A 24,829-nucleotide genomic window follows, 5' to 3' on the forward strand; every position below is an offset into this window, starting at 1 on the left:
CGACCGGAAGGCGGCGGATCACCGCCTTCCGGTCAGTATTGCACGTCTTTAGTAGCCTGCGGCTTCCATCTCATCCGCAGTCAGTGCCTGCGCTTTGGCAAGCGCCTCTTCGGCGGTCTGCTGACCGGCCAGCGCGGACGAGAATTCCTGCCCGACCTGGTTGGCAATACCCGCAAATTCCGGGATCGCTGCAAACTGCACGCCGACATAAGGAACCGGATCAACGGTCGGGTTGTTCGGATCAGCCGACAGGATGCTGTCCAGCGTCATTTGCGCGAACGGAACCTCTTTGTAGTTCTCGTTCTCGTAAAGCGAGGTCCGCGCGCCCGGAGGCACGTTGGCCCAGCCTTCGTTTTCCGCAACCAGCTCGATGTATTCCTTCGACGTTGCCCACTGGATGAATTCCTTGGCGGCGGCCTCTTTCTGGGTGCCTGCCGGAATGGCCAGGGCCCAGGCCCACAGCCAGTTGCTGCGCTTGCCCAGCCCGGTGTCGGGGGCCAGTGCGAAACCGACCTTGTCCGCAACCGTCGATTCGTTCGGGTTGGTCACGAAGGAGGCCGCCACGGTGGCGTCGATCCACATGCCGCATTTACCCTGCTGGAACAGCGACAGGTTTTCATTGAACCCGTTGTTCGACGCTCCGGGAGGGCCTGCTTCGTTCATCAAGTCGATGTAGAAGTTCAGTGTCGTGGCCCATGCGTCGCTGTCGAACTGTGGCTTCCAGTCTTCGTCAAACCAACGAGCACCGAACGCGTTCGAAGTGGCTGTCAGGAAGGCCATGTTTTCACCCCAGCCGGCCTTGCCGCGCAAGCAGATGCCATAGACCTCATTGTCCTTGTCGGTCATGGCACGCGCAGCATCGGCGACGAAATCCCATGTCGGCGCGTCGGGCATTTCCATGCCGGCGGCTTCCATCAGGTCAGTGCGATACATGATCATCGAGCTTTCGCCATAGAAGGGCGCTGCATACAGCGTGCCTTCATAAGACAGGCCGCCACGCATAGCAGGCAGAATATCATCGACGTCGTATTCTGCGGGAAGATCGTCCAGCGATACCAGCCAGCCGTTCTTGGCCCAAATCGGCGTTTCATACATACCGATCGTCATGATGTCGAACGAGCCACCCTTGGCCGAGATATCGGTGGTAACACGTTGACGCAGGACATTTTCTTCCAGCGTCACCCATTCGACCTCGTGACCAGTCTTGGCGGTAAAATCATCGGTCAGACCCTGCATGCGGATCATGTCGCCGTTGTTCACAGTCGCGATTGTGATGGTCTCGGCAATGGCGGCAGTTGTGCCCATGACCGTCAAAGCGGTCGCTGCACAGAGTGCGGTCTTCAGAGACATCCTTATCCTCCCATAATTGGATGTTATGATCTCCAACCATAGTCACAGCGCTGCCTCGGCGTCAATTAAATTTTTACGCGCGCAAAGAATTTACTTTTCTCATGCTGAATCTCGCATAATCAGCTTGCCCTCAAACAGCACCGTCTCACCCGAGCCACTTTGCGTCCCGGATTCCACCGCATCAAACAGGATCTGAACAGCGCGCCGTGACACCGATTCATAGTCCTGTGCGATGGTCGTCAACGGGGGGCAGGTGAACCTTGAAAACGGATGATCGTCCTGCCCCGCAACGCGCAAATCGCAGCTGCTGTCCCGACCAACCTTGATCCCCATCTGGTAACACGCTGATAAGAACCCGATCGCCAATCGGTCGTTGCTGCACAGAATGGTGTTGGTGGAAAACCGGCCAGATTTAATGGCCTCGATCCCGCCGTCACGGCCGATCTCCTCGAAGGCCCAGCCTTCACCATCAACGCTGATGATAACAGGCTCCTGCCCCATTTTTTTCATCGCATCAATATATCCCACACGCCGTTTGTTCGCATTTGGGTTGGCGGGATTCTTCATCTCGAAAAAGCAGGGCGGCTCGCCTGTCCTGCCCAGATATTCCACAATCAAATGCGAAAACTGCGGGTTGTCAGACCCGACGAATGCCAGCCCCGCGCCTTCGATAAAGCTGTCAAACAGCACGGTCGGAACGTCGGAACAGAATGCCTCGACGGCCCGACGGTCCGACACGCGCCCCAAGGGGGCCAGCAACACGCCAGCGGGCTTCAACGCCCGAAGACTGTCCAAAATCTCGACCTCTAAATCAGGGTCACCGTGTGAACTGAACAAGGTCGGGCTGTATCCCGCATCAATGCACCGCTCTTCGATGTTTCGCGCAATCTCGGCGAAGAAGGGATCGGCCAGATAGGGCACCACGATCCCGACATTCTTGGTCAGTTTGCGGTTCTGGTTCATCGCAAAGACGTTCGGACGATAGTCATGCTGCTCCAACGCCGCTTCGATCCGTTGCCGAGTGCTGGCGCGGACGCTGTTCGGATCGTGGAAGTACTTGGATACGGTGGGTCGCGAGACGCCGCTGATCTCGGCGAATTCTTCCATGTTCCTGATCTTGCGCCCGCTCATGACACTCTCCTGCCGACCATCTGCACCTATACGCACAGTGTTATCGAAATCACCGTGTGCCTTCGATTTCTTTACGCGCGCAATATAATATATTTACAATAGAGCTTTGCGAAAATACTTGGTCAAGTTTTATTTCCGCCTCGGTGCGCAGGGTAGCTCTCATAAACTCTTGGTTGTTTGAACCCGGACTTTATCGTATTTTGAGGCAACGGATCGACTGTATCCAACACCGATGAAAGACCAGCAAGCAAAAGAAGAAGACAGCGCGAAGAAGCCCGAAGAAAAGTCGTTCTGGAAGACAGTACCCGGCATTCTGACCGGCATCGCCGCCGTCGTGACGGCCGTGGCAACACTGCTTGCAGCGGCCGACAAGGCAGGACTGTTCGCCACGGATACGTCTTCGCCACCGTCACAGGAGAACGGAACAGATACGGGTGGGGATGTGTCCACAAGCGGGGACAACAGCCCGGTCATTCAGGATACAGGTGGCGACGTTACCATTACGGGAAGCCAATGATTGGGCGGGCGGCACGGATCGCGGCGCTGGCCGCCCTGCCCTTCGCCGCCAATGGGCAGGACGTGACAACCTATGGCAATTGTAGTCCGATCATTCAGGATGTCGGCGGCGATGTAACCGTTGTCTGCTACCGGGATCGGGAAAAGAAACCCCGGTTTCGTGTGGTCTATTACCGGCTTGGCGGCATCGGGCAGAGCTTTCTGATCAACGGCAAACTGTCACCTGAGTGGGAGAAGTATCTGGGTGGGCAGCAGGCCATCGTCGACAACGCCATTCACCACGAAATCCGCAACCTGACAGACAAGTTCGGGCAACAGATCGGCGGCAGCTATTTGTCTGGCAATGTCGGTTTTGAGGGCGGCGATTTCAGCACGGGCCTTGCCGACTATGCGCAGGAGGTCAACGCAGATATCAAGGTATTTGAAACCGACGCGGGCGCAATGCCGGATCTGAAGGCAAATGACGGCTGGCGCGTCTTTGGCCCCGGCGAGCTGTTCGTTCCCGACCTTAAGGCCGCCCAATCCCTGTTTCAGAAACACACGATCCCCGCGGGTTATTATGCCTATTGGGGCACGTCATCGGGGCCGTCCGACTGGGTCGAGCCCGGATCGAAAATGACCGCCCCCACATTGTGGCGATCCCTGACGATGGCGGATCTGGAAGATTACGAAGCCCGCTATGATGCCTATCTGGGACGTGCGCTCGATTTATCCGATGATGCGCGCAGCGCCAGCGAACTTCGTCAGCGGTCCGAACGCGGCTTGTTTGCCAATACGGGGGCGGGATATTTCGAAGGTCGCCGCATTGATCACCGCCCGCTTGATGCACTGCGCTACCTTGCGCGGAACGGTTTGCCCCAGAACTATGCCATCGTGATGGGAGTGCCGGGCGTACATTATGGTTGGGCGTTCACCGCCAATACGCGCAGCGCCGATCTGCTGGTTGCCGTGCTGGAAAATGTCGGCGACACGCCGATGGATGTGGGCGCATTCAGCATTGCCGAAACCAACGAGATGACATTGCGGCGCCACGAAGATACGCAGGCCCTTCTGGCGGCGGCACGTCCTGTTGAAAAGCGGCTTTGGCCACCGGGCATGCTGGCGCCGAGGGAAAAACTGGTCATTCCCATTCGCATCGAAATGCCGCTTCTTCCCGAATTTTTTGACTGGATTATGTCGGGCTATCGCGACAATTACGCGGCGAGCGAGATGATCCGGGATCAAGCCGCGGCCTCTGAGGCAAAGTCGATTGCCTTCGTGCATCCATCGGAACGGACAAACCTGCTGTTTGCCCTGCCCCCGACGGGCATGCCCAAGGGACGCATCCCAGAGCTTATCGAGCGGTTCGAATACGGTCCCGCATGGGCCATTCAGGCGGTCGAGGTCGATGGCACCTCCTACGACTTCCGCCAGCATGATCCCAACAATTTCATCCTGTTCGCCGGGGGCGGCATCGGCAGTTGCCCTTATCTTTATACTTATCAGGAAGATGGCGACATCTGGATCGAGGAAAACCACTTCCTGCTTGGCGCAACCTCGCCCGACAAGAAACGCACAGATCGTTTAAAGCTTTCCCATTTCGACGGGCGGCTGGAAATTCGCGAGAAGGAACACGAACTGGCCCATATCGACCAGATCACCTTGATCCTGCAAGATGACGACGGGGACGAGGAAACATACTCCGCCGTATGGCCAGTGGAATTGACCAACGAGGACGGCCAAAACCTGATCCTGGGCTACGGTGAACGCACCGAGGTGCGGTTCGACCTGCCCGATGACGCCTGGCAAGGAAAGACCGTGTTCATTTCGGCAACAGGATACTATCTGCCGCTGTCCGATCCGTCGCTCTTTGCCAGCCGCAACTGACGCGGCCACCCGATCAGAACGGTGCTTCCAGATCGCTCAACCGCACATAGACGGTTTTCAGCTCGGAATAATGCTCGATTGCCGCTTTCGAGTTCTCGCGCCCCACGCCCGAGGCTTTGGTGCCACCAAACGGGGCCTCGACCGGCGCGTCGTTGTAGGTGTTGATGTAACAGGTGCCTGCCTCGAACCCTGCCACGACGCGGTGGGCGCGGGTCAGGTCGTTGGTAAAGACCCCGGCGGCCAATCCGAATTCGGTGTCGTTGGCGCGGGTCATCACCTCGTCTTCGGTTTCGAAATCCAACACCGCCATCACCGGGCCGAAAATTTCTTCCCGTGCAATGGTCATGTCGTCTGTGACATCCGCAAAAACCGTCGGTTTCAGATAGAAGCCCTCGCCCGGAATACGTTCGCCACCATAGACCAGCCGCGCGCCTTCCTCTTCGCCTTTGGCGATATAGTTCGTGACGATGTTCAACTGCCCTTCGCTGACCATCGGGCCGAAATTGGTTTCCGGGTTGAGCGGATCACCAATGATGGCCCCGTCCAGACGTTCGGCCAGACGCTTCAAGAACGCCTCTTTGATGCCTTTCTGCACAAAGACCCGCGTGCCGTTCGAACAGACCTGCCCCGAGGAATAGAAGTTGCCCAGAATAGCGCCCGACACCGCGTTGTCCACATCGGCGTCGTCAAAAACGATCAACGGGGATTTGCCGCCAAGTTCCATGGTGACGTGTTTCATTTCGGCAGCAGCGGCGGCATAGACCTTCTTGCCCGTGGGCACGGACCCGGTCAGCGACACCTTGGCCACGCGCGGATCGGTGACAAGGGTCGCGCCGACCTCGCCATAGCCCTGAACGACGTTGAACACACCTGCCGGGGCGCCGGCTTCCATCAGGATTTCGGCGACTTTCAGCGCCGAAAGTGGCGTGGTTTCCGATGGCTTGAAAACACATGTGTTTCCACAAGCCAGCGCGGGCGCAGCTTTCCAACACGCAATCTGGGTGGGATAATTCCATGCCCCGATCCCGACGCAGACGCCCAGGGCTTCGCGGCGGGTATAGACAAAATCACCGTTGGCCAACTGGATGTGTTCGCCGGTCAAACTGCCCGCGATCCCGCCGAAATATTCCAGAGCATCCGCGCCCGAGGTCGCATCGGCGACGCTGGTTTCCTGATAAGGTTTGCCGGTGTCGAGTGTCTCAAGCACTGACAAATCATGGTTGCGTTCGCGCATGATGTCGGCGGCGCGGCGCAGAATACGGCCCCGCTCAGTGCCCGTCATCGCCGCCCAGTCGGCTTGCGCCGCTTTCGCCGCAGCCAAGGCCCGATCGACAAGTGCGGGTGTTGCGGAATGAAGCTGCGCGATCACCTCGCCTGTGGCAGGAAAGATCACGTCAATCGCAGCACCTTCGGAATCTTCGACATACTCGCCGCCGATGAAGTGGCTGGCTTTGGGTTGCGCTCTCATATCGTTGCCTCTCTGCGATGTGCGATGGCCGGTGGGATCTGCCACGGGATTCGCGTCGGTTTGTAGATTTGTTCAATTTTTGCAGGACAGACCGCGAAGCACCATCCAAAAGGCGACGGGCCGGGGTTCGCATTCGACGCCCCGCGCGATCCATCCCCGTGGTTCCTCAGCCCTTGAAGCCCATGGCAACCACGAATTTCTCGGAACTGTCTGACCGGCTGGACGGCGGTTTGACATTCATGACCTTCTCAAACTTCAGTTTGAGCAGCTTTTGCAGCTCGCCCTCGGCACCACCTGCCAGAACCTTTGCCACAAAGGTGCCGCCCTCGTCCAACACGTCAAAGGCGAAATAGGCCGCGGCCTCACACAGGGCAATGATCCGCAAATGGTCGGTCTGCTTGTGACCCGAACTGGACGCCGCCATGTCGGACATGACCACATCGGCCTTACCGCCCAACAGCTCTTTCACCTTCACATCCGCATCGTCTTCCATGAAGTCGAGCTGATGGAACGTGGCACCCGCCAGCGGCTCGACCTCTTGCAAGTCAATGCCCAGGAACGTACCGACCTTCTTGCCGCTTTTCTCGCCCAGTGCATTGATGCGTGGCACGGCGACCTGCGCCCAGCCCCCGGGCGCACAGCCCAGATCAACCACGCGGGCGCCATTCACCAGAAACCGGAACTTGTCGTCCAGTTCCATGATCTTGAAGGCGGCGCGCCCGCGATAGCCTTCTGCCTTGGCGCGCTGCACATATGGGTCGTTCAACTGTCGCTGCAACCACCGGGTCGAGCTGTTGCGCCGACCGCGTGCGGTTTTCACCTTCACGGTCAAATCCCGCTGCCCGCGGCCCGAGCTTTTGCGCACCCGACCGCCTTTTTTGCCACCTGTGCCTGTCATCAGAATGGTCCGCCTTCCAAAACGCCGTCCGCAGACATCTGCGAATACAAGATGCCCTCGCGCAGGCCGCGGTCCGCGACACTCAGCCGATCCGTGGGCCAGACCCGCAATAACGCCTGAAGGATCGCAGCGCCAGACATGATCAGGGATTGCCGGTCACGACCAATATGCGAATTCATCCGCCGCCCCTGCGGACCCAGCGCCAGATAGCCCTGGATCACGCGCTCGATCTGGTCCGAGGTCATGCGCAACCCATCGACCTTGGTGCGGTCATAGCGGCGCAGACCCAGATGGGTTGCGGCCACGGTGGTCACGGTGCCGGATGTGCCGATGATCTGGAACCCTTCGCGGGGTGGTTCGTGGTGAAACGGGCTGAAACCCGCAAGTTGTTCTTCGAAATGCACCGACATCAGCGCATAGCGGCCCGCGTCATCTTCCACGTCGTCAAACATCTCGCGCAAGGTGGCGACGCCCAAAGGCACGGAAATCCAATCCACAACGCTGGCGGCGGGAAAATCACTGACACCGCCAACGAAGCCACGACCCATGCGCATGATCGCGCGCGGGCGTTCCAATGAGGGCACTTTCGACAGGTCGATCCAGACCAGCTCGGTCGAGCCGCCACCGATATCAACAACCAGCAACTGTTCGGTTTTCGTGGACACGAGCGGCGCGCAGGAGACGACGGCAAGGCGCGCCTCTTCCTCGGGCTTGATGATCTCAAGCTCCAGCCCGGTTTCACGCCGGATATAGTTCATAAAGCTCTTGCCGTTCGATGCCCGGCGACAGGCTTCGGTCGCCACAAGGCGCATCCGTTTCACGTCATGCTTGATCAGCTTCTTGCGACAGATCCGCAGCGCCTGAACGGTGCGCGACATCGACGACCGGCTTAACCTGCCCGACGCCTCCAGCCCGTTGCCAAGCTGCACGGATTTCGAGAAGCTGTCCACGACATGAAACTGGCTTCCCTTCGGTTGGGCAACCAGCATTCGACAACTGTTTGTTCCAAGGTCCAAAGCCGCATACAGGCTGGCCGGATCCACGGGTGACGGCGCGGGGGTATCGACCGCTTTCGGGAACGCGCCCGCACCTTTGGGACGCTTGGGCGCCATAGCTCACGCCCTCCATTTCAAGTTACCCTCAAGATAGGGCTGCGCTGGGGTTCTGACAATCCCTTCCCTGCATGTTGGGCGCACAAATTCGTCGGCACACATAATCATCTTGAGAATATTTCAGTCCTACCCCCATGGCAGCACCGCCCCATCTGACGTATCCCACTTGGGCCAATCCGGGTCATACAGGTCGCTTGTGGTCTGCGTGATGTCGAAAAACGACGCAGGAAACGCCCTGCCCACGCGTAGGTAAAGGACAGCGGAGGAGGAAGATTCGCATGCCAGACGTAACCATCGTATTTTGGAGGGACATTCCCGCCCAGGTGATCGTCGGCAAAGGGCGCCGTGGGGCCAAGGCCCCGCTGCCCGAGCGGTTCGAACAGGCCATTGACCGGGCCGCCATGAAGATCGGCGCTGAGGACAGCGATGCGTATCTGGCGGAGTGGCGCAAGGCTGCCCCCTACACCGTGGACGGAGACCCGCACGAGATCGCGGCGGCCGAAGCTGCAAAGATCGACGCGGATTATGACAAAGAGCGGCTGATCGCTCTGATTGGCAACGACGGATGGGCGTAAGCCTGTCTCGCATAAAGGAGGCAGCCATGGCGCTGTTGAACTTCCGCAAGAAGCCGACCGAAGGTCAGGCCACGCCCGCATCCCCCGCCCTTCAGGCGTTCCTGAAAGGCTATTCGATCGAGGTGATGCCCCGGACCGCCGAGAAGGTCGAGGATTTCCGCGACCTGCTGCCCGAAGGCACACGCGTCTATATCGCGCATATCGACGGCACACCGATCGAGGACATGGTCGCCACCGCCAAGCGCATCAACGCCGAAGGCTTCGAGGTCATGCCGCACTTTCCCGCGCGCATTATCAAGGACGAAGCCACACTGGCCGACTGGATTGCCCGCTATCAGGGTGAAGCCAATGTGAAGCAGGCACTTCTGCTGGCCGGTGGTGTTGAAAAGCCCCATGGCGATTTCCACTGCTCGATGCAACTTCTGGAAACCGGACTGTTCGACAAGGCCGGGTTCACCCAGCTGAACGTTGCTGGCCACCCGGAAGGCAACAAGGATATCGACCCGGATGGGTCGCGCAAGAACGTCATGGAAGCCCTTCTGTGGAAACAGAAATTCTCGGAACGCACCGACGCGAAGATGGCGCTTGCCACGCAGTTCGCGTTTGAAGCTGCCCCGATCATCAAATGGGCAGACGGCTTGAAAGAAGCTGGCGTTGACCTGCCCATCCATATCGGCATCGCCGGCCCCGCCAAGCTGCAGACGCTGATCAAGTTCGCCATCGCCTGCGGCGTCGGCCCGTCGCTGAAAGTGCTGCAAAAACGCGCGATGGACGTGACAAAGCTGCTTCTGCCTTATGAACCAACCGAGGTTCTGAACGAATTGGCCAACCACAAGATGGCCAATCCCGACTTCAACATCACTCAGGTGCATTTCTTCCCGCTGGGCGGGATCAAGACCAATGCCAACTGGGCCATCGAAAACGGCGGCGAAAACACCGCCCCAGTCAACATGACCAAAGGATAAAGAATGACCCGTACCATCGTTGAATCGCAAACAAAAACTGCAATCATTGGCTTTGACCAACCGTTCTGCGTGATCGGCGAACGCATCAACCCAACCGGGCGCAAGGTGCTGAACGCCGAACTGGAAGCGGGCGATTTCAGCCGTGTCGAAAGCGATGCGGTGGCACAGGTTGCAGCAGGGGCAACGGTGCTGGACATCAACTCGGGTGCTGTGTTTTCCAACAAGATGGCCGAGGACCCGCGCTATGCGGACAACAACTTCGTTGAACCGGACCTGATGCGCCAATTGGTGGAAACGGTGCAGGCCGTCACCGACTGCCCGCTCTGCATCGACTCCTCTGTTCCCGGCGCGCTTGAGGCTGGCCTGAAAGCTGCCAATGGCCGCCCGCTTCTGAACTCGGTCACCGGAGAAGAAGAACGGTTGGAAATGGTTCTGCCGCTGGTCAAGAAATACAACGTGCCGGTGGTGGCGATTTCAAACGATGATACCGGCATCTCGGAAGACCCCGATGTGCGTTTCGCAGTTGCCAAGAAAATCGTCGAGCGTGCTGCCGATTTCGGCATCCCCGCCCACGATATCGTGGTTGACCCGCTGGTCATGCCAATCGGTGCGATGGGCACGGCGGGCCTTCAGGTCTTCACCCTGGTGCGTCGTCTGCGCGAGGAGCTGGGCGTCAACACGACCTGCGGCGCGTCCAACATCTCGTTCGGTCTGCCCAACCGTCACGGTATCAACAACGCGTTCCTGCCGATGGCAATGGGCGCTGGTATGACGTCCGCGATCATGAACCCGGTCGCCCTGCCCGTTGGCCCGACCAAACTGGCGGAAAAAAAGGCCGAGGTAGAGGCCAAAGGCATCGTGATCCCGGCCGACATGGATGACGAGACGTTCTGCCAGTTGTTTGGGCTTGGATCGACCAAACCCAGGGCCGGTAAGGAAATGGAAGCCATCCGCGCCGCCAACTTCCTGACCAACAACGACGATGGCGGGGCTGAATGGATCAAGTTCAACTCGGTCAATTCGGGTGCTGCCGGGGCCGCAGGCGGACGCCGCGGCGGACGCCGCCGCCGCGCCTGACGACGACAACGGGTAATTGACAGACGGGTCCGCGCGGTGCGGGCCCGTTTTTTATGCTTGACGTCAGGACTGGTTCGATCGCCATTGATCTGCCTCAAGGTCGCGATGGCCCGTGATCGCTAACTGAGTTTAGCGAAACCGGAAAGGAAATACCGATGAGCGCCCCTTTGGAAGACATCACCATTCTTGATCTGACTCATGTTCTGGCGGGGCCGTATTGTTCGATGATCCTGTCGGACCTTGGGGCCAAGGTGATCAAGGTCGAACAGCCCGGCACCGGCGATGATACGCGCCATTTCCCGCCGTTTCGCGATGGTTTCAGCGCCTATTTCGCCACCATCAACCGCAACAAACAATCCATCGCTCTTGACCTTAAGGATGACGCGGACCGGATTGTTTTTGAACGGCTTCTTGGTCAAGTTGACGTGGTAATGGAAAACTATCGCCCCGGTGTGATGGAACGTCTGGGCTATGGCTGGGACAGCCTGTCGGCCAAACACCCCCACCTGATATATGGCGCGGTTTCCGGGTTCGGGCATACCGGGCCGGACGCCGAACGCCCGGCCTATGACATGGTGGTGCAGGCGCGCGGCGGCGTGATGTCGATCACCGGTGAAAAAAACCGCGAACCGGTCCGCGTCGGCGCCTCGGTTGGGGATATTGTCGCCGGGATGTTTCTGGGTCACGGGCTGCTGGCCGCACTCTACCAACGTCTGAAAACCGGCAAAGGGCAGAAGGTCGACATTGCCATGCTGGACAGTCAATTGGCCATTCTGGAACATGCGGTCGCCATCACCGGCGAAACCGGCATTCCGCCGGGGCCGTCAGGTGCGCGCCATCCCTCGATCGCGCCGTTCGAAACCTATCACACCAAGGACGGGCTGATGGTCATCGCCTGCGGCAATGACACCCTGTTCAAACGATTCTGTGAGATCATTGGCAAACCGAAATGGGCGAAATGGGATGAATTTTCCACCAATCTGGCGCGGTGCGAGAACGTAATGTTGCTCAGACGCAAGATCGAGGCCATCACACTTGCCCATCCCCGCGCCTATTGGTTCGAGCTGTTCACCGCGTCAGGTATCCCCTGCGCGCCCATTCAGAACGTGGCCGAAGCGATGCAGGATCCACAAATCCTAGCGCGCAACATGGTCGTGGACATGCCTGCCCCAAATGATGATCGGTCCTTCAAAGCCGCCGGCAATCCGATCAAGATGTCGGGCCTGCCCGACATGACCGTGGCCGGGGCGGCCCCCATGCTGGATGGCGACCGTGCTGACATTCTGGCGTGGCTTGACCAACGGGAAACAGCCATGCGCCCTGCCGAGTGATCCATCGCAGCCGATAACCGTCTGATTCCAGCCACCTCTGGCGAAAAAGACGTTTCCAAACCAAAGATGCCGCTGGCAGGCATTGCACCTGCCAGCGCCTTCCGTAGATTGGGCGAAACTCATCAGGGAAGATGCGCGCATGTCACAGGATCCTTTGGTTGTTTTCACGCCCTCCGGCAAACGGGGCCGGTTCGCCGTGGGCACGCCCATTCTGACCGCCGCCCGCCAGCTTGGCGTCGATCTGGACAGTGTGTGCGGGGGGCGTGGCATCTGTTCGAAATGCCAGATCACGCCCAGCTATGGCGAATTTCCCAAGCACGGTGTCACGGTGCGCGAAGACGCCTTGTCCGATTGGAACAAGGTCGAACAACGCTATGACGATATTCGCGGCCTGCCCAAGGGGCGTCGGCTGGGCTGTCAGGCCACCGTTCAGGGCGATGTGGTCATCGACGTGCCGCCGGAAAGCCAGGTGCACAAACAGGTCGTGCGCAAACGGGCCGAGGCACGGGACATCACGCTCGACCCGCTGGTGAAGCTGTTTTATGTCGCGGTGGAAGAGCCCGACATGCACGAACCGTCCGGCGATCTGGAACGTCTGGTCGTTGCCCTGCGCGAGCAGTGGGAGCTTGAGGACGTGAAGGCCGATCTGCATATCCTGCAAGGTCTGCAACCGGTTCTGCGCAAGGGCGAATGGAAGGTTACGGTGGCCGTCCATTTGGGCGACGAGGAAAACCCACCCCGCATCATGCACCTGTGGCCCGGATATTATGAAGGTGCCGTTTACGGCGTGGCCATCGACCTTGGATCAACCACCATCGCGGCCCATCTGTGCGATCTGGCAACGGGCGATGTCGTTGCCTCTTCGGGCTTGATGAACCCACAAATCCGGTTTGGCGAAGACCTGATGAGCCGGGTCAGCTATTCCATGATGAACCCCACGGGCGCGCAGGAAATGACCGACGCTGTGCGTGAAGGGCTGAACGCGCTGTTCACCCAAATCGCATCCGAGGCCGAGATTGATAAATCGCTGATCATGGATGTGGTCGTGGTGTGCAATCCGGTGATGCATCACTTGCTTCTGGGCATTGATCCGTTCGAGCTGGGACAGGCCCCGTTTGCGCTGGCAACCTCGAATGCGCTTCGCCTGCGCGCGGATGATCTGATTCTGTCGGTTCACCATTCGGCGCGGGTCTATCTGTTGCCCTGCATCGCGGGCCATGTGGGCGCCGATGCAGCGGCGGTGGCTCTGTCCGAAGCCCCCGACAAGTCCGACGATCTTGTGCTGGTGGTCGATGTGGGCACCAATGCCGAGATTTTGCTGGGCGACAAGACGGGCGTGATGGCCTGTTCTTCGCCCACTGGCCCCGCCTTCGAAGGCGCACAGATCAGCGCAGGCCAGCGCGCGGCCCCCGGCGCAATCGAACGGGTCGAAATCGACCCCACCACCAAAGAGCCGCGCTTCAAAGTGATCGGATCGGACCTTTGGTCCACCGATGAAGGCTTTGACGTGGCGATTGCCACCACAGGTGTGACCGGCATCTGCGGCTCGGGGATCATCGAGGTGATTGCCGAGATGCGGATGGCTGGGTTGGTCGATGCTGGTGGTCTGATCGGGTCGCCGGAACAGACTGGCACCGCCCGTTGCTTTGCCGATGGGCGCACCTATTCCTATCGCTTGTGGGATGGCGACGACGATAGTGGCCCGATTGCTGTCACCAACGCCGATATCCGCGCCATCCAGATGGCCAAGGCGGCGCTTTATTCCGGTGCGCGCCTGTTGATGGACAAGCGCGGCGTCGATCACGTGGATCGCGTGGTCTTGGCCGGGGCCTTTGGCGCGCATATTTCGGCCAAGCATGCGATGGTTTTGGGCATGATCCCGGATTGCCTATTGGACAAGGTGACGTCAGCGGGCAATGCTGCGGGCACTGGTGCACGTATCGCGCTGTTGAACCGGGCCGCCCGGGCTGAAATCGAAGACACCGTGCGTAAAATCCAGAAAATTGAAACCGCGGTCGAGCCACGCTTTCAAGAGCATTTCGTCAATGCCTCGGCCATGCCCAACGCGGTCGAACCGTTCCCCATCCTGCGCAGCATCGTCGCCCTTCCCGACCTTAGCTTCAATGCCGGCGGTGGTGAAGGCGAAGACAGCGGACGGCGGCGCAGACGGCGGCGGGGCTGACGCACGCATACATCCACTTGACGCTCCATCGCGAGTGGCATAACCAAAACCCATCGCGGGTGTAGCTCAATGGTAGAGCAGCAGCTTCCCAAGCTGACGACGAGGGTTCGATTCCCTTCACCCGCTCCAGTTTCCCAACCATCGCCGGATGCCGACACCAGCGCAGCTGGCGAAACGCCAAGGTGTCTCGATGTCCGATCCGTTTGCCCATATTCCACTGGTCACGCCCCTGAATGCCACGCAACTGCAAAGCGTCGGTGTGCCCAAGGGCTGGAACTACGGGCTGGCAGACCGCGTGCGGTTTCACGAGTTGGACGCGTTGAACCACGTCAACAACGTCGCCTATTTCCGGTGGTTTGAATCCATCCGCATTCCCTATTTCGCCCATGTTCACGTCACAAGCTATCAGGACGACGATCCCCAAGTGGTGCTGGCGACGAATTACGCGCGATACTTCAAGCCCCTGCATCTGGGCGACAATTATGTCATCACCGCCCGTACGAAGAGCTTTCGCAACAGTTCCTTCGTGATGGAGTACGGTGCTTATGTGGATGGCGAACTGATGTGCGGATCGGAAAGCGTGATCGTGACGCTGGAACAGGACGGGGTGACAAAGCGCCCTCTGCGCACTGAAACCATCCAAGTCTTCCTGTCCGAGGGTGCCGAGGGCCCTGCCTGACGCCTACCCCACCAACGCCTTGCGCAGCATGTTCAGGGCCACCAATGTCAGGAACACTGCGAACACGCGCTTTAAGGGCTTAGGGTCCATCGCATGGGCGATTTTAACCCCGTAAGGCGTGGTGATCATCGTCATGGCCACCACCAGCGCGAAGGCAGGCAGGTTGACCGCACCAATTGTGAAGGGCGGTCGCGCCGCTGGTTCAATAGACACCAGCAGGAAACCAAGCACCGACGGCACGGCGATCAGAACGCCGAACCCTGCCGCCGTGGCCACCGCGTTGTGGATTGGACGGCCATGCAATGTCATCAGGGGCACGCCGAAGCTGCCGCCGCCGATGCCCATCAGGACCGACAGAAACCCAAGGATCGGTGAGAGCACCGCGCGGCGCAACCCGGTCGGCATCGCCTCCGCCAGCCGCCAATTGGCACGACCAAGCCCCAGATAGGCGCCGATCACCAGCCCCAGGCCCCCAAAGATCGCCTGCAACACGGTTGAACGCAGGCCCGAGGCTACCAGCACTCCAATCACCGCCCCCACCGCAATACCGGGCGCCCATGTCTTCAGGATATCCCATTCCACCGCGCCCTTGCGATTGTGCGCGTGCACCGACCGAAGCGAGGTCACGATGATCGTGGCAAGCGATGTGGCCAGACAGATTTGCATCAATTGGTCAGAGGCATATCCCAGCGCCGTAAAAGCATAGAAAAACGCAGGCACCAGCACGATACCACCGCCGACGCCCAACAACCCGGCCAGGACACCCGCGAACGCGCCGATCGCCAACAAAAGGGCGGCCATTGGCAGAAGAACTGAAATATCTGGCATGCGTGTTCTCAGCTTGCAGGGACGTGTTCGGGTACACGTGATAGCGCCCCGGCCACCAACGCAACCCCTGCCCCATCCCGCGTCGCCCCTTCCGACAGGATACGCCGCCATTTCCGCGCACCGGGTCGCCCCGTGAAAGTGCCCAGCATATGACGCGTGATTGAGTGCAGGCGTACGCCCTTGGCCAATTGCGCCTCGATATAAGGATACATCGCCTCGACGACCTCATGCGCACTGCGCGGGCGTGCGATGTCACCGAAAATCGCCTGATCCACCCCCAACAGCACCGAAGCCGGATCGTGATAGGCGGCACGACCGATCATCACCCCGTCCATCACATCCAGATGTGCCTGCGCCTCGTCCAACGTGGTGATCCCGCCATTGATCGACAGATGCAGAGTTGGAAAAGCTGCTTTTATCCGATGCACCAAGGGATAATCCAGCGGTGGAATGTCCCGGTTTTCTTTCGGGCTTAGCCCTTGAAGCCACGCCTTTCGCGCATGGATCGTGAAACGCGAGACACCTGCAGCAGCGACCGTTTCAAGAAAGAACGGCAGCACTTCATCGGGGCTTTGTTCGTCCACCCCAATTCTGCATTTAACAGTGACATCAATGCCTTGCGCGGCATCATTCATCGCAGACATACAGGCCGCCACCAGTGGTGCATCGCGCATCAAAACCGCCCCGAACGTGCCCGACTGCACCCGGTCCGAGGGGCAACCAACATTCAGGTTCACCTCGTCATAGCCACGCTCGACACACATCTTCGTGGCCGCCGCAAGCTCTTTTGGGTCCGAGCCGCCCAGTTGCACCGCGACCGGATGTTCCTCGGAATTGTAGTCCAACAGATGTACGGCGCCACCCCGCACCAATGCGGGCGCTGTGACCATCTCGGTGTAAAGCAGCGTGTGTCGCGTCATCAGCCGGTGGAAATACCGGCAATGACGATCCGACCAATCCATCATAGGGGCGACAGACAGGCGGGCGGCACGGGTTATGTCTTTGTTGGTGTTCATCGCGCGCTACATAATGGAACGGCGTGACGAATGCCAGATGTCACCATTTGGTGAGAGACATCATTGAGGGGGGCGTTCAAACGCGAAAACACCGCCCCGCGAAAGCTGGGGATTTTCAACAAATCCTTGTGCCGCCAATCCATCGCGAATTTCGCGCATGCCGGGCCGGTGATAGATATGCCGATGCAGCTCGACAATCATGGTATGTATTCCGGACAGATCCGCATGGCGAAAGAAGCCAAGCTCTGCCCCTTCTATGTCCATCACCAGAACCGTCGGCTGACATTCGGCCTTAATGTCGGCCCAGGCGGCAACGGGCACCTGCACCTTCTCGGCGGTCGCCTGCCCCTTTGTAATGGTCATACCTGACCCAAGAAAGTTTCCGCGAATGAAGAATTCCACCGTTTCAGGGGGCGTGGGTTCAGAAATAACGATCTGATACCGCAAAGAGATCAGGTTCGCCAATCCGTTATGGTCATAGAGCGCGCGGGCGTGATCAATCAGTTTGTGATTTGCCTCGAACGACGTGATCGCTTCTGGCTGGCAGTTCTTCGCGATCACAGCACCAACGACGCCGGTACCTGCACCCATTTCGACCACCCGATCTCTGGATTTGATCAGCGCAAGGGCCGCTTCAACTTCGCGCCGTTCGTAGCGTCCAGCCTTCATGTTGGCGATCATCGTCGGACCAAGATGAGGTGCATCCGGCACCTCGACCCCGTGATATGTCGCGACGATCTCTGGCGCATCCGGAGTGGTGTATTCGCGGCGCTGTGTCACGAGCAGATGCCCCTTTTCCTCTGATGCACAACCATTAGGTCGACCGTGGTGATCCGGGCCAACCTGCCCTACTGGTCAGCCAAGATCAATCCTGCACGACGGGGCCATGTGCAGGATCCAAACACGTCGAAACCCTAGCGCGGGGCCATACGGATTGCGCCGTCCAGTCGGATGACCTCTCCGTTCAGCATGCTGTTTTCCACGATATGGCATACCATCGCGGCATATTCCGCAGGATCGCCAAGACGTGACGGGAACGGGACTTGTGCGCCAAGACTGTCCTGCACCTCTTGCGGCAGTCCTGCGACCATCGGTGTCTTGAAGATGCCCGGCGCGATGGACATCACGCGGATGCCGTCGCGCATCAGGTCGCGGGCCATTGGAAGCGTCATACCCACAACGCCCCCCTTGGACGCGGCATAGGCCAGCTGCCCGATCTGCCCGTCAAAGGCTGCGATAGATGCGGTGTTGACGATCACGCCCCGTTCACCATCCTCGGTCAGCGGATCGGTTTGCGACATGCCCGCTGCCGCTTGGCTGGCGCAGTTGAAAGTTCCAATCAGGTTCACACCGATGGTTTTGGCGAAGATGCCGGGATCGTGCGGTTCACCCTTCGACTGCGTTTTCGATGCGGGTGCGATGCCCGCGCAATTGACCAGGATATGTTCCTGCCCATGGGCCGCACGCAGGGTTTTGAACCCCTCTGCGACCGAGGCAGGGTCTGAGACATCCACCCTGGCGAAGCTGCCGCCAACCTTTTGGGCCATCGCTTGTCCGGCTTCGTCGTTCAGATCGAAAATGCCAACTTTTGCACCGGCGTCAGCCAGCGCCTGCACCACGGCGCCGCCCAATCCAGACGCGCCTCCGGTGACGATGGCAACGGTGTTTTCGGTGATCTGCATGACAAGCCCTCCGCTTTTGATCTGGGGCCACATAGCAAGAATTGTACAAGCGTTCAATAAATCCCTGAGCGCCTGAAAAGTTACGCAGCGTCGCCCTGCCCCGTCTTTTCCTGCTCCGTACCGTTGCAAACCGGCGCGGCGCCATCAACCGGTCCCAAGGCCTGCATCGCGGCAAATTGCGTCAGATATACACAACCCGTCAGGCTCTCGACAAAATGCGTGCGCATCAGACGGTCCATCACCGGGCCCTTAACCTCGGACAAGCTCAGCGTGATGCCCGCGTCGCCCAACTGGCGGTTCAATTCCTCAAGCGTCTCCAGCGCAGACAGGTCGATCTCGTTCACCGCCGAACACATAAGAACGACATGCTTGATGCCACCTTTCGCAACACGGGCAAGAAGGTAGTCCTCGATAAACCGCGCATTGGCGAAGTAGAGGTTTTCATCCAGTCGCAGCGTTACCAGTTCGGGATGGGTTAGCACCTTGTGGCGATTGATGTTTCGGAAATGCTGGGTGCCGGGGATCAGACCAACCTCGGCAATATGAGGTCGCGACGTTTTGTAGAGATAGAGCACGATGGACAAAACCACGCCAGCAGACACCCCGATCTCGACCCCGAAACCAAGGGTCAGCAGAATTGTGGCCAGAACGGCGGTGAAATCGGCGCGGTGATAGGCCCAGGTGGCTTTCAGGATATGGAAATCCACAAGGCTCAACACCGCGACGATGATGGTTGCGGCCAGCGTCGCTTTGGGCAGAAAGAAAAGAAGTGGCGTCAAGAACAGCGCGGCGCCGGCAATGCCAATGGCGGTGAATGCGCCTGCTGCGGGCGTTTCGGCACCTGCATCGAAATTGACGACGGACCGCGCAAACCCGCCCGTCACGGGATATCCGCCGGACATGGCCGCCGCGATGTTGGACGCGCCCAGTCCGACGAGTTCCTGATCTGGCACGATGCGCTGACGCTTCTTGGCGGCCAGCGTTTGCGCGACCGAGATGCTTTCGACAAACCCGATGATCGAGATCAGCAAAGCCGAGCCGAACAGGCTGGTCCATAGGTCGGTATCAAAACTAGGGAAGGTCAATGGCGGCAGACCCTGCGGCACGTCGCCCACGATCGCCACGCCCTTCGATTGCAGGTCGAACCCCCAGCTGATCAGCGTCGTCACCGCAACCGCCCCCACCGGTCCGGCCTTTGCCAGTATATCAGCCATGCGCGGACCAAGCCCCCATGACAGAAGCAGCGGTTTCAACCCTTTCCGCACCCAAAACAGGAAGGCGACCGACCCCGCCCCGATCACCAGCGTGATCAGGTTGGTTTGGGTGATGTGGGACAGCAGCGAACCAACGAGGTCAAACAGCGAATGCCCGTGCGCTTCGATGCCAAGGATGTGTTTCAACTGGCTTGTCGCAATCAAAAGGCCGGATGCGGTGATGAACCCGGCAATCACCGGGTGGCTCAGAAAATTCGCCAAAAAGCCCAGCCGGAACACGCCCATGACAAGCAGGATAAGCCCCGATAGAAAGGCCAGCGTGATCGCTGCCAGCACATAATCCGCAGGGTTATCCAGCCCAAGATTGCCGATGGCCGCCGCGGTCATCAAGCTGACCACCGCGACAGGCCCGACCGCCAAAGCGCGAGAGGTGCCAAAGATGGCATAGGCCACCAGCGGCAGGATCGAGGCATAAAGCCCCATCTCGGCTGGTAGCCCCGCCAAAAGCGCATAGGCCAGCGATTGCGGGATCAGCATGATCGTTACGATCACCGCCGCCACCATGTCCGAGGTCAGCGCGGTACTGTCATAGGACCGACCCCAGTCAAGAATGGGCACAAAGCGTCTTAGGGCAGCGCCACGCGCCACCGGATCATGCTCTACGTTCATGAGCGTTCTTCCAATCAATACGGGGGCTTACCCCCTAAACATTCAAGCGTTGGCTTGCGCAGTCATCCACAGGATTTCGCAACGTGCACCGGACCGGCAATAGGCAAAGACCGGTCCCGGCGCGGCCTCGACCACGCGCTTGAACTCGTCCATCACCGCGAACGCATCTTCCCGGTTCGACATCGGCAGGAATGACGTGGCCAGCCCCGCCGCCTCGGCCGCCGCGCTGATTTCCGACCATGTGGGTTGCCCCGGTTCTTCACCATCCGGCCGGTTGCACATGACCACGGTGAACCCCGCCGCCTTGATGTCCGGTATGTCAGCGGCGGTGATCTGTGGAGCAACCGTCACCTTATCGTCGAGTTTCTTCATCTGCATCAAACTGCCTTTCCAAGCGTCATCTTAAAGCGTGTTCACGGGTACTTTCAGGAAGGTCTTGCCATCCTCGTCCGCGGGCGGCATGTCGCCTGCGCGCATGTTGACCTGAAGCGACGGGATAATCAGCCGCGGCATGGCCAGTTGCGCATCACGCTCGGTGCGGAACTTCACGAATTCCTCTTTCGTTTTGCCACCACCCACGTGGATGTTGTGGGCTTTTTCTTCTGCCACCGTTGTTTCCCACTGAATATCGCGCCCGTTCGGCCCGTAATCATGGCACATGAATAGACGCGTTTCATCGGGCAGTGCCAGCACCTTCTGGATACTGTCGAAAAGCTCGCCCGCGTCGCCACCAGGGAAATCGGCCCGCGCCGAGCCGCCATCGGGCATGAACAGCGTGTCACCAACGAAGGCCGCGTCGCCGATCACATGGACCATACAGGCCGGGGTGTGGCCGGGCGTGTGCATGACAAACGCGTCCATGCCGCCGATTTTGTAGGTATCGCCATCCTCGAACAACTGGTCGAACTGGCTGCCATCGCGCTGGAATTCGGTGCCCTCGTTGAAGACCTTGCCAAACACCTCTTGCACCACGGTGATATTCGACCCGATGCCAATCTTGCCGCCCAGCTTGTTCTGAATATAGGGCGCGGCAGACAGGTGGTCGGCATGTACATGGGTTTCGATCAACCATTCCAATTCCAACCCTTCGGCCTGAATGTAAGCGATGATCTCGTCCGCATGGTCATGGGTGATGCGCCCGGCGGCATAGTCGATGTCCATCACGCTGTCGATCACGGCACAGGCCGTCGACGCGGGGTCTTTGACCACATAGGAAATCGTGTTCGAATCTTCCTCGAAAAAGGCTTTCACCTCGGGTTTGAGGGACGTGTTGACGGGATAGTCTTTCATATCATGTCCTTTCCTGTCTGCGCGGGTGCGATTGGCACCCATGTATCAGTTGGCCTGAGCGGCGTCCTGCCGGCGGGCCGTGGTTGCAATCAGCCAACGGGCAAGCAACATGCCCGTGATCAGTGACGCGGTGAAAATCAGAACCGAAGGGTTCCCGGTCGAGATCACCGGCAGTGCCGCACCTGGGCAGAACCCCGCCAGACCCCAGCCAAGACCAAAGGTGAAGGATCCCAACACCAGCTTTCGGTCGATCAGCTTTGTTCCGGGCAGTTTGAAACTTTCGGCAAAGGCGGGTTTTGGTCGCTTGAACACCAGCATATATCCCGGTGCCGTGACCAAAAGGGCTGCGCCCATCACGAAGGCAAGGCTTGGATCCCACGTCCCGAAGACATCAAAGAAGTTCAACACCTTGGCCGGATTTGCCATGCCCGAGATCGCGATCCCAAGCCCAAACACGACACCTGCCAGATAGGTCAATAGAAGTTTCATTGCGTCCTCCTTACAGACCGATGACGTGACGGGTCAGAAAGACCACCACCGCCGTGCCTGCCATGAAGGTTAGGGTGGCAACGATGGAGCGTGGCGAAAACCGCGCCATGCCGCACACACCGTGCCCGGACGTACAGCCCGAGCCATAGGTGACACCAACACCAACAATCAGCCCGCCGATGATCATCGACAGGGTGGACACCGGCACTTCGATCGCGGGGAAACCGCCTGTTGCCGCCAGAAAGATCAGCGGACCGGTCAACATCCCCGCCAGAATGGCCGCGCGCCACGACCAGTCGGTCGAGCTGCTGGGTTGCAGAAACCCTGCCAGAATGCCGGTGGCGCCAAACACATTGCCGCGCACCCACATCAGAAACACCGAGGCCAGGCCGATCAGCGCGCCCCCGAATGCAGATGCCCAAGGTGTAAATTCGGTTTCGATCATGTCTGCCTCACCAGATATCCTGTTTGCATGTTAAGTTAGGTGCACGTATCACGGGGAACAAGAGTTACATTCTATTTTTTGAATATTTTTTTCTGATCCGTCCCGACGTCATGCAAGCCCCACCTGCTATTCGGGCATGTGGGGTCTGATTTTTCAAGGGATTTGACGCCGTTCAGTCGGCCACGGCCTCTTTCGTGATCTCGTCCAACAGGGCCTGAACCTTCTGCATGTCGCCCTCGGGGTACTTGCGATACCCGACGCGAACATCACCATCCGTATCGGTGACAAAGATGCCATAGGGGCAGAACGCGATATTCATCGGATCAGGTTCCATCACTTCGCGGCTGATTTGCGCCGAGCAAAAAAGGAAGATGTCGGCCGCATCATAGATTTTGACGTCAGAGCCAACATCGCCCTTCGTGCGTTCAAGCATGGCACCGGTGTGGCTGACATAGTCGATCACCAACCCTTTGCCGACAATCGCCGTTTCCACCGCGAAAGTGGCGTCGTCGAAGTCACCATCAAACGCATATGTGATCGCCTGATCTGTTTCCTGCATGGCGTGGTCATCGGCCAGTGCGGGCGCTGCAAAAAGACTGGCAGACAGGGTGAGAGTCAGTAGCTTTTTCATAAGGGACACTCCTTGTCGATCAGCGGACAAGGCCCTGGCCTGTCCCCTGACATCGCCGGGGCAGAACACCTGCCCCGGTCATTGCCGAAAACATATTCTTTCCTGCGAATACAATCAACAGGGTCAGCCGAACATGTCAGACGTGATCCCGGCGTACCAACCGATGCTTTCTTCATAGGTTGTTTTGCGCAGCTCGGCATCCTCTCCGGTTTGGCTGATGAAACCGTCCACCTTGGCGATCTTTTCATCCGTGGCCTCATAGCTCGCGCCGACCTTCACCCCGTCGTCACTGTCGATCAGCGACCAGCAGGTGTTGGTAAACTTGGCCGGGAACAGCTTCGACCCCGTGAGCGCGGATCGCACCGCCATCGCGGCCACCTTGGCCTGACTGTTGGCGGCAAAGCCCGACTTGGGCATGTCGCCTTGTTGGCTGGCGTCACCCAAAACATGGATGTTTTCGTCCATACGGGATTGCATTGTATGCGGGTTAACCGGCGCCCAATTGCCATCCGTGATTCCCGCAATCTCGCAAATGCGTCCGGCTTTCATGGCAGGGATCACATTGCAGACATCGACCTTGGTTTCTTCCCCATCAATGGTCAGCGTCATCGCATCCGGGTTGACCGAAACATCACCGCCCCCGAAATCGGGCCCGATCCAGTCGATCATACCGTCATAGTGCAGCCCCCAACCTTCCTGAAACAGCGCCATTTTCGAAAACTTATCTTTCGGATCGGCGACAATAATTTTCGCGGTCGGGTTTTTCGCTTTTAGGACATGCGCCACCATCGAAATCCGCTCGTACGGCCCGGGCGGGCAGCGGAACGGATTGGGCGGGGCGACCATCGCGAAGGTGCCGCCTTCGGGCATCGCTTCGATCTGCGCCTTCAAAAGTTCGGATTGCGATCCGGCCTTGTATGCGTGCGGCATGGCATTCTGGTGGGACACATCCCAACCATCCACGGCACCTTCGACAAAATCAATGCCGGGCGACAGGATCAGCCGGTCATAGGACAGTGTCGCCCCCCCGGCCAGTGTCACGGTGCGCGCCGCACGGTCGATCCCCACGGCCCAATCATGGACGACGTTCACACCATATTCAGATGCCAGTGTACCATAGCTGTGCGCGATCGAATTCAGTTCGCGAAATCCGCCGATGTAAAGGTTCGAGAAAAAGCAGGTGTAGTAGCTGCGCGTCGGCTCGATCAGCGTGACATCAATCTCGCCTTTGCTGTCCTTGGCGACATAGCGTGCTGCGGTCGCCCCGCCTGCACCACCTCCGATCACGACCACTTTCGGCTTGCCCTGGTTCGAAGCGTGCGCCGCCGGCGTTGCCAACGTTGCCGCCGCAGCCCCAGCTGCAACGCCGCCCATGAATAAACGTCTGTTCAGTTTCATACGAATTCCTCCCTGTT

24 protein-coding genes and 1 tRNA gene are annotated in these 24,829 nt (G+C 59.0%); 9 read left to right on the forward strand and 16 right to left on the reverse strand.

Annotation, left to right across the window (positions count from 1 at the left end; all coding sequences use genetic code 11):
* Window positions 1–48 precede the first annotated feature (48 nt).
* Both J3R80_RS01255 and J3R80_RS01260 read right to left on the reverse strand, forming a co-directional pair.
* Window positions 49–1,350 carry a sugar ABC transporter substrate-binding protein gene (locus tag J3R80_RS01255; RefSeq protein ID WP_275391939.1) on the reverse strand — a complete coding sequence of 434 codons (1,302 nt, stop codon included), beginning with the start codon at window positions 1,348–1,350 and terminating at the stop codon, window positions 49–51.
* A 99-nt stretch (window positions 1,351–1,449) separates the two neighbouring features.
* Entirely contained in the window at window positions 1,450–2,481 is a 1,032-nt protein-coding gene (locus J3R80_RS01260) for a LacI family DNA-binding transcriptional regulator (RefSeq protein WP_275391940.1), read from the reverse strand.
* A 232-nt stretch (window positions 2,482–2,713) separates the two neighbouring features.
* On the opposite strand from J3R80_RS01260, the gene J3R80_RS01265 reads away from it, so the two are divergent.
* Together J3R80_RS01265 and J3R80_RS01270 are read left to right on the forward strand one after the other, a co-directional pair.
* The gene (locus J3R80_RS01265; RefSeq protein ID WP_275391941.1) at window positions 2,714–2,998 is read left to right on the forward strand and encodes a hypothetical protein; all 285 of its coding nucleotides are present in this window, start codon (window positions 2,714–2,716) and stop codon (window positions 2,996–2,998) included.
* Window positions 2,995–4,863: a hypothetical protein gene (locus J3R80_RS01270; protein WP_275391942.1), complete on the forward strand. Its 1,869-nt coding sequence runs from the start codon at window positions 2,995–2,997 to the stop codon at window positions 4,861–4,863. Before J3R80_RS01265 ends, J3R80_RS01270 begins: the two co-directional genes overlap by 4 nt.
* 13 nt (window positions 4,864–4,876) lie before the next feature.
* Here J3R80_RS01270 and betB read toward each other — a convergent pair whose 3' ends face one another.
* From betB to J3R80_RS01285, 3 genes are all read right to left on the reverse strand, one after another.
* On the reverse strand, window positions 4,877–6,331 hold the full coding sequence (gene betB / locus J3R80_RS01275; RefSeq protein ID WP_275391943.1) for a betaine-aldehyde dehydrogenase: 1,455 nt from the start codon (window positions 6,329–6,331) through the stop codon (window positions 4,877–4,879).
* A gap of 166 nt (window positions 6,332–6,497) precedes the next feature.
* Entirely contained in the window at window positions 6,498–7,229 is a 732-nt protein-coding gene (locus tag J3R80_RS01280) for an RlmE family RNA methyltransferase (RefSeq protein WP_275391944.1), read from the reverse strand.
* Complete coding sequence (locus J3R80_RS01285) at window positions 7,229–8,341, reverse strand: Ppx/GppA phosphatase family protein (protein ID WP_275391945.1); 1,113 nt, start codon at window positions 8,339–8,341, stop codon at window positions 7,229–7,231. Before J3R80_RS01285 ends, J3R80_RS01280 begins: the two co-directional genes overlap by 1 nt.
* Window positions 8,342–8,619: 278 nt before the next feature.
* On the opposite strand from J3R80_RS01285, the gene J3R80_RS01290 reads away from it, so the two are divergent.
* The 7 genes from J3R80_RS01290 to J3R80_RS01320 all read left to right on the forward strand — a co-directional run bounded on the left by J3R80_RS01290 (window position 8,620) and on the right by J3R80_RS01320 (window position 15,150).
* Window positions 8,620–8,916 (forward strand): virulence factor, encoded by a 297-nt coding sequence (locus J3R80_RS01290; protein WP_275391946.1) that lies wholly within the window; start codon window positions 8,620–8,622, stop codon window positions 8,914–8,916.
* 26 nt (window positions 8,917–8,942) lie between these two features.
* The gene (locus J3R80_RS01295) at window positions 8,943–9,881 is read left to right on the forward strand and encodes a methylenetetrahydrofolate reductase (RefSeq protein ID WP_275391947.1); all 939 of its coding nucleotides are present in this window, start codon (window positions 8,943–8,945) and stop codon (window positions 9,879–9,881) included.
* 3 nt (window positions 9,882–9,884) lie between these two features.
* Window positions 9,885–10,958 (forward strand): methyltetrahydrofolate cobalamin methyltransferase, encoded by a 1,074-nt coding sequence (locus J3R80_RS01300; protein ID WP_275391948.1) that lies wholly within the window; start codon window positions 9,885–9,887, stop codon window positions 10,956–10,958.
* A gap of 155 nt (window positions 10,959–11,113) precedes the next feature.
* Window positions 11,114–12,289, forward strand: coding sequence for a CoA transferase (locus J3R80_RS01305; protein WP_275391949.1), 1,176 nt, complete (start codon window positions 11,114–11,116; stop codon window positions 12,287–12,289).
* Between the two features lie 139 nt (window positions 12,290–12,428).
* Complete coding sequence (locus J3R80_RS01310) at window positions 12,429–14,471, forward strand: ASKHA domain-containing protein (RefSeq protein ID WP_275391950.1); 2,043 nt, start codon at window positions 12,429–12,431, stop codon at window positions 14,469–14,471.
* Window positions 14,472–14,526: 55 nt separating this feature from the next.
* Window positions 14,527–14,600 (forward strand) — tRNA-Gly (locus J3R80_RS01315).
* A gap of 19 nt (window positions 14,601–14,619) precedes the next feature.
* On the forward strand, window positions 14,620–15,150 hold the full coding sequence (locus J3R80_RS01320; RefSeq protein WP_275391951.1) for an acyl-CoA thioesterase: 531 nt from the start codon (window positions 14,620–14,622) through the stop codon (window positions 15,148–15,150).
* A gap of 3 nt (window positions 15,151–15,153) precedes the next feature.
* Here the strand turns inward: J3R80_RS01320 and J3R80_RS01325 are convergent, their stop codons facing one another.
* The 11 genes from J3R80_RS01325 to J3R80_RS01375 form a co-directional block, all read right to left on the reverse strand.
* Window positions 15,154–15,978, reverse strand: a complete 825-nt coding sequence (locus J3R80_RS01325; protein ID WP_275391952.1) for a sulfite exporter TauE/SafE family protein — start codon at window positions 15,976–15,978, stop codon at window positions 15,154–15,156.
* Between the two features lie 8 nt (window positions 15,979–15,986).
* Complete coding sequence (gene dusA, locus J3R80_RS01330; RefSeq protein ID WP_275391953.1) at window positions 15,987–16,994, reverse strand: tRNA dihydrouridine(20/20a) synthase DusA; 1,008 nt, start codon at window positions 16,992–16,994, stop codon at window positions 15,987–15,989.
* Between the two features lie 60 nt (window positions 16,995–17,054).
* Window positions 17,055–17,774, reverse strand: coding sequence for an FkbM family methyltransferase (locus tag J3R80_RS01335; protein WP_275391954.1), 720 nt, complete (start codon window positions 17,772–17,774; stop codon window positions 17,055–17,057).
* A gap of 134 nt (window positions 17,775–17,908) precedes the next feature.
* Window positions 17,909–18,676: an SDR family NAD(P)-dependent oxidoreductase gene (locus tag J3R80_RS01340; RefSeq protein ID WP_275391955.1), complete on the reverse strand. Its 768-nt coding sequence runs from the start codon at window positions 18,674–18,676 to the stop codon at window positions 17,909–17,911.
* An 80-nt stretch (window positions 18,677–18,756) separates the two neighbouring features.
* Window positions 18,757–20,559 carry a sulfate permease gene (sulP, locus tag J3R80_RS01345; RefSeq protein ID WP_275391956.1) on the reverse strand — a complete coding sequence of 601 codons (1,803 nt, stop codon included), beginning with the start codon at window positions 20,557–20,559 and terminating at the stop codon, window positions 18,757–18,759.
* Window positions 20,560–20,601: 42 nt separating this feature from the next.
* Complete coding sequence (locus tag J3R80_RS01350) at window positions 20,602–20,931, reverse strand: TIGR01244 family sulfur transferase (protein ID WP_275391957.1); 330 nt, start codon at window positions 20,929–20,931, stop codon at window positions 20,602–20,604.
* A 30-nt stretch (window positions 20,932–20,961) separates the two neighbouring features.
* The gene (locus tag J3R80_RS01355; RefSeq protein ID WP_275391958.1) at window positions 20,962–21,849 is read right to left on the reverse strand and encodes an MBL fold metallo-hydrolase; all 888 of its coding nucleotides are present in this window, start codon (window positions 21,847–21,849) and stop codon (window positions 20,962–20,964) included.
* 45 nt (window positions 21,850–21,894) lie between these two features.
* Window positions 21,895–22,338 (reverse strand): YeeE/YedE family protein, encoded by a 444-nt coding sequence (locus tag J3R80_RS01360; protein WP_275391959.1) that lies wholly within the window; start codon window positions 22,336–22,338, stop codon window positions 21,895–21,897.
* A 10-nt stretch (window positions 22,339–22,348) separates the two neighbouring features.
* Window positions 22,349–22,783, reverse strand: coding sequence for a YeeE/YedE family protein (locus J3R80_RS01365; protein WP_275391960.1), 435 nt, complete (start codon window positions 22,781–22,783; stop codon window positions 22,349–22,351).
* A 172-nt stretch (window positions 22,784–22,955) separates the two neighbouring features.
* Window positions 22,956–23,342: a DUF302 domain-containing protein gene (locus J3R80_RS01370; protein ID WP_275392247.1), complete on the reverse strand. Its 387-nt coding sequence runs from the start codon at window positions 23,340–23,342 to the stop codon at window positions 22,956–22,958.
* A gap of 195 nt (window positions 23,343–23,537) precedes the next feature.
* Window positions 23,538–24,812 carry an NAD(P)/FAD-dependent oxidoreductase gene (locus J3R80_RS01375; RefSeq protein ID WP_275391961.1) on the reverse strand — a complete coding sequence of 425 codons (1,275 nt, stop codon included), beginning with the start codon at window positions 24,810–24,812 and terminating at the stop codon, window positions 23,538–23,540.
* Window positions 24,813–24,829: the final 17 nt, after the last annotated feature.

Source organism: Aliiroseovarius sp. Z3 (assembly GCF_029105185.1).
Lineage (GTDB): Bacteria > Pseudomonadota > Alphaproteobacteria > Rhodobacterales > Rhodobacteraceae > Aliiroseovarius.

Coding starts and splice junctions, on each gene's coding strand:
- sulP (WP_275391956.1), bottom strand. CDS start 20,559: ATGAACGTAGAGCATGATCCGGTGGCGCGTGGCGCTGCCCTAAGACGC.
- dusA (WP_275391953.1), bottom strand. CDS start 16,994: ATGAACACCAACAAAGACATAACCCGTGCCGCCCGCCTGTCTGTCGCC.
- J3R80_RS01270 (WP_275391942.1), top strand. CDS start 2,995: ATGATTGGGCGGGCGGCACGGATCGCGGCGCTGGCCGCCCTGCCCTTC.
- J3R80_RS01265 (WP_275391941.1), top strand. CDS start 2,714: ATGAAAGACCAGCAAGCAAAAGAAGAAGACAGCGCGAAGAAGCCCGAA.
- J3R80_RS01305 (WP_275391949.1), top strand. CDS start 11,114: ATGAGCGCCCCTTTGGAAGACATCACCATTCTTGATCTGACTCATGTT.
- J3R80_RS01255 (WP_275391939.1), bottom strand. CDS start 1,350: ATGTCTCTGAAGACCGCACTCTGTGCAGCGACCGCTTTGACGGTCATG.
- J3R80_RS01325 (WP_275391952.1), bottom strand. CDS start 15,978: ATGCCAGATATTTCAGTTCTTCTGCCAATGGCCGCCCTTTTGTTGGCG.
- J3R80_RS01280 (WP_275391944.1), bottom strand. CDS start 7,229: ATGACAGGCACAGGTGGCAAAAAAGGCGGTCGGGTGCGCAAAAGCTCG.
- J3R80_RS01310 (WP_275391950.1), top strand. CDS start 12,429: ATGTCACAGGATCCTTTGGTTGTTTTCACGCCCTCCGGCAAACGGGGC.
- J3R80_RS01260 (WP_275391940.1), bottom strand. CDS start 2,481: ATGAGCGGGCGCAAGATCAGGAACATGGAAGAATTCGCCGAGATCAGC.
- J3R80_RS01365 (WP_275391960.1), bottom strand. CDS start 22,783: ATGATCGAAACCGAATTTACACCTTGGGCATCTGCATTCGGGGGCGCG.
- J3R80_RS01375 (WP_275391961.1), bottom strand. CDS start 24,812: ATGAAACTGAACAGACGTTTATTCATGGGCGGCGTTGCAGCTGGGGCT.
- J3R80_RS01340 (WP_275391955.1), bottom strand. CDS start 18,676: ATGCAGATCACCGAAAACACCGTTGCCATCGTCACCGGAGGCGCGTCT.
- J3R80_RS01350 (WP_275391957.1), bottom strand. CDS start 20,931: ATGAAGAAACTCGACGATAAGGTGACGGTTGCTCCACAGATCACCGCC.
- J3R80_RS01285 (WP_275391945.1), bottom strand. CDS start 8,341: ATGGCGCCCAAGCGTCCCAAAGGTGCGGGCGCGTTCCCGAAAGCGGTC.
- J3R80_RS01355 (WP_275391958.1), bottom strand. CDS start 21,849: ATGAAAGACTATCCCGTCAACACGTCCCTCAAACCCGAGGTGAAAGCC.
- J3R80_RS01300 (WP_275391948.1), top strand. CDS start 9,885: ATGACCCGTACCATCGTTGAATCGCAAACAAAAACTGCAATCATTGGC.
- J3R80_RS01320 (WP_275391951.1), top strand. CDS start 14,620: ATGCCGACACCAGCGCAGCTGGCGAAACGCCAAGGTGTCTCGATGTCC.
- J3R80_RS01360 (WP_275391959.1), bottom strand. CDS start 22,338: ATGAAACTTCTATTGACCTATCTGGCAGGTGTCGTGTTTGGGCTTGGG.
- J3R80_RS01295 (WP_275391947.1), top strand. CDS start 8,943: ATGGCGCTGTTGAACTTCCGCAAGAAGCCGACCGAAGGTCAGGCCACG.
- J3R80_RS01290 (WP_275391946.1), top strand. CDS start 8,620: ATGCCAGACGTAACCATCGTATTTTGGAGGGACATTCCCGCCCAGGTG.
- betB (WP_275391943.1), bottom strand. CDS start 6,331: ATGAGAGCGCAACCCAAAGCCAGCCACTTCATCGGCGGCGAGTATGTC.
- J3R80_RS01370 (WP_275392247.1), bottom strand. CDS start 23,342: ATGCAGGAAACAGATCAGGCGATCACATATGCGTTTGATGGTGACTTC.